This window comes from Rhodococcus sp. 1163, assembly GCF_002091985.1.
Lineage (GTDB): Bacteria > Actinomycetota > Actinomycetes > Mycobacteriales > Mycobacteriaceae > Rhodococcoides.
Map to the genome: position 1 here is coordinate 1 of NZ_MKKX01000023.1, position 3,253 is coordinate 3,253.

The window sequence follows — 3,253 nt, forward strand, 5'->3', positions numbered from 1 at the left end:
GCCTCATGCGAAACCGCCACACCCTTCGGCCGACCCGTCGACCCCGACGTGAAAATCACATACGCCGCATTCGACCCACGCAACACCGACAACCGCTCACCATCCCCCACAACCCCACCCGAAAAACCAGACACATCCAACGAACCCACATCCACCACCGACACACCACCACCAGCAAACACACCCACATCCCCACCACCAGAAACCAACACCAACACCGGAGACGCCACCTCCACGATGAACCCATTACGCTCCGCCGGCTGATCCGGATCCAAAGGCACATACGCACCACCAGCCACCACCACCGCATACATCCCCACCAACAAATCCACCCCACGCCGCATACCCAACCCCACCAAAACCTCAGGACCCACACCCTCACCGATCAACCACCGAGCCAAACGAAACACCCGCTCCCCAAACTCCCCATACAACAACCGCTCACCCCCGAACACCACCGCCACCGCACCCGGAACCTCCACCACCCGATCAACAAACAACGACGCCAACGTCGAACCCGAACCCGAAACGCCCTCCAACACACGAGAAGTCCCATTCCACCCCGACACCACAACATCACGCTCCGCAACACCCAACACACCAATATCACCCACCACCACAGACGAATCCGCCACCACCGCCTCCAACACCCGAACAAACCGCTCCACAAAACCATCCACCGTCACCACATCGAACAAATCCGCCGCAAACGTGAACTCCGCATGGATCTCTGCCGGTCGGCCTCCTTCCATCGCACCATCGAAGATGGTCAGCTGAAGGTCGGTCTTGGCCAACGGTGAATTCACATCAACCGCAGACACAGTCAGACCGGGCAGTTCGAGGCTCGCTCGCGTCATGTTCTGGAAGGACAGACCGACCTGGAACAGTGGGTTGCGCGCGGTGGAACGGACCGGATTGAGCACCTCGACGAGCCGCTCGAACGGCACATCCGCATGCGCGAACGCCTGCAGATCGGTCTCTCGTGTCTGCGCCAACAACTCCTCGAACGTCATCGAAGAATCCACCCGACTACGGAAAACCAACGTATTGACGAACATTCCGATCATGTCGTCCAAAGCTTTGTCGCCTCGACCTGCGACGGGCGTCCCGACGGCAATGTCCGACACGTTGGACAGCCTCGCCAACAGAACTGCAAACGCGGCGTGCATCGTCATGAACAGGGTTGTGTGGTGCTTACGGGACAATTCGAGCAGCGCGCCATGCAACGTGGCGTCCAGAGTGAAGCGAACGGCGTCGCCACGAAAGCTCTGGTGTGTCGGTCGTCGTCGATCCGAAGGCAGGTCCAGCTGGTCCGGCAGCCCCGACAGTGCCGACTTCCAGTACGCAACCTGCTGCGAGGCAATCGAATCCGGATCATCCTCACTACCGAGAACCTCACGCTGCCACAACGCGTAGTCGGCGTACTGCACCGGCAACGGAGCCCAACCAGGAGCCTCACCGGCAGAACGCGCCGCATACGCCACCATCACATCGCGTACGAGGGGCGCCATCGATGCACCATCAGCAGACACGTGATGAATGACGAACGCCAGGACATATTCGCGGTCTGCGACTTTGAACAGTTTTGCGGCCCGGGGAATCTCGGTTGTAACGTCGAAAGCAGTCATCATCAGATCGATGACGCGCCGACGGATATCGATCTCCTCGACGTCGATGATCGCCAAGTCTGCATCCGACTCTTCGACGTGCAGGATTTCCTGGCGTGGACCGTCCAGCGAATCCGGATAGATCGTACGAAGAGACTCGTGGCGCGCAATGAGGTCCATCATTGCTGCCTCGAGTGCGGCGACGTTCAGTTCACCGCTCAATCGAACTGCGAACGGAATATTGTCCACTGCCGAGGTGGTGTCGTACTGGTTGAGGAACCAGTAGCGCTGCTGCGCAAGCGACAGCGGTATCCGCTCGGGTCTTGCCACCGCGATGAGCGCCCGCACGCCGCCACTACCGACCTGGCTGGCGATGCGCGTGGCGAGGTCGGCGACGTTGGACGCCTCGAACAGCTCGCGTACGCCGATCTTCGTGTTGAGAACCTGCCCCAACCTCGAGACGAGCTGTGTGGCGATAAGTGAATTGCCACCGAGTTCGAAGAAGTCGTCATCGAGTCCTACTCGCTCGAGACCGAGAACTCCTGCGAAGGTGTCGGCAACGATTTCCTCCACCGGTGTGGTGGGTGCGCGGAACTCCTTGATCTCCACGACCGGGGCCGGCAACGCCTTACGATCGAGTTTCCCGCTCGATCCGAGTGGAAACTCCTCGAGCTCGACGAAGACGGACGGCACCATGTACTCGGCCAACTTGGAGCCGAGGGCGGTCCGAACCGCCGCGCTGTCGAAATCCGCGGAGTCCGTGACGACGTAGGCCACCAGTTGCTCGTCTCGGACCAGTACTGCGGCCTGCGAGATCGAATTCTGTTCCAGCAGAATGGTCTCGATCTCGCCGAGCTCGATGCGCAAACCGCGGAGCTTGACCTGGAAGTCACTGCGACCCACATAGTCGAGCTCACCGTCAGCATTCCAACGAACGACATCGCCCGTTCGGTAGAGCCGCTCACCGCGAACGCGGGCCTCCGGTACCGGATGCGCGACGAATCTGTCTGCCGTCAAATCGGGACGGCCGACGTATCCCCGTGCCAACTGCACGCCCGCGAGATAGAGCTCGCCCTCGACGCCGACGGGGACCGGGGACAGCCGGCGGTCCAACACGAAGACACGGGTGTTCCACACCGGCGCGCCGATAGGAATGACCGTCTCGCCCGGCCGCACCTCATGGAAAGTGACGTCGACCGCGGCTTCCGTCGGGCCGTACAGGTTGTGTAGCGAAATGTGCGGCAGGGTCGAGAACACTCGCTGGGCTGTGGCCGCGGGAAGAGCTTCGCCGGAGGCGAATATCATCCGCAGACTTGGCAATCGAGTCTCGCGCCCCTCGAGCTCGGAGACGAACACCGCAAGCATCGACGGAACGAAGTGCATGGTGGTCACTGATTCGTCGGCAATCAGCCGGGCGAGATAGTTCGGATCGCGATGTCCGTCGGGAATCGCGACCACGATCGAGGCACCCACCTGAAGCGCCCAGAAGAACTCCCAGACCGATACATCGAAGGTGAACGGAGTTTTCTGCAACACAACGTCGCTCGTGGTCAGGCCATAGGTGTCCTGCATCCATAGAAGCCGGTTGACGATCGCCTCATGCGAAACCGCCACACCCTTCGGCCGACCCGTCGACCCCGACGTGA

1 protein-coding gene is annotated in these 3,253 nt (G+C 60.9%); it reads right to left on the reverse strand.

Annotated features, from left to right (window positions below; genetic code table 11):
* On the reverse strand, positions 1–3,253 hold a 3,253-nt coding region (locus BJD99_RS10520), incomplete at both ends, for a non-ribosomal peptide synthetase (RefSeq protein WP_143542113.1).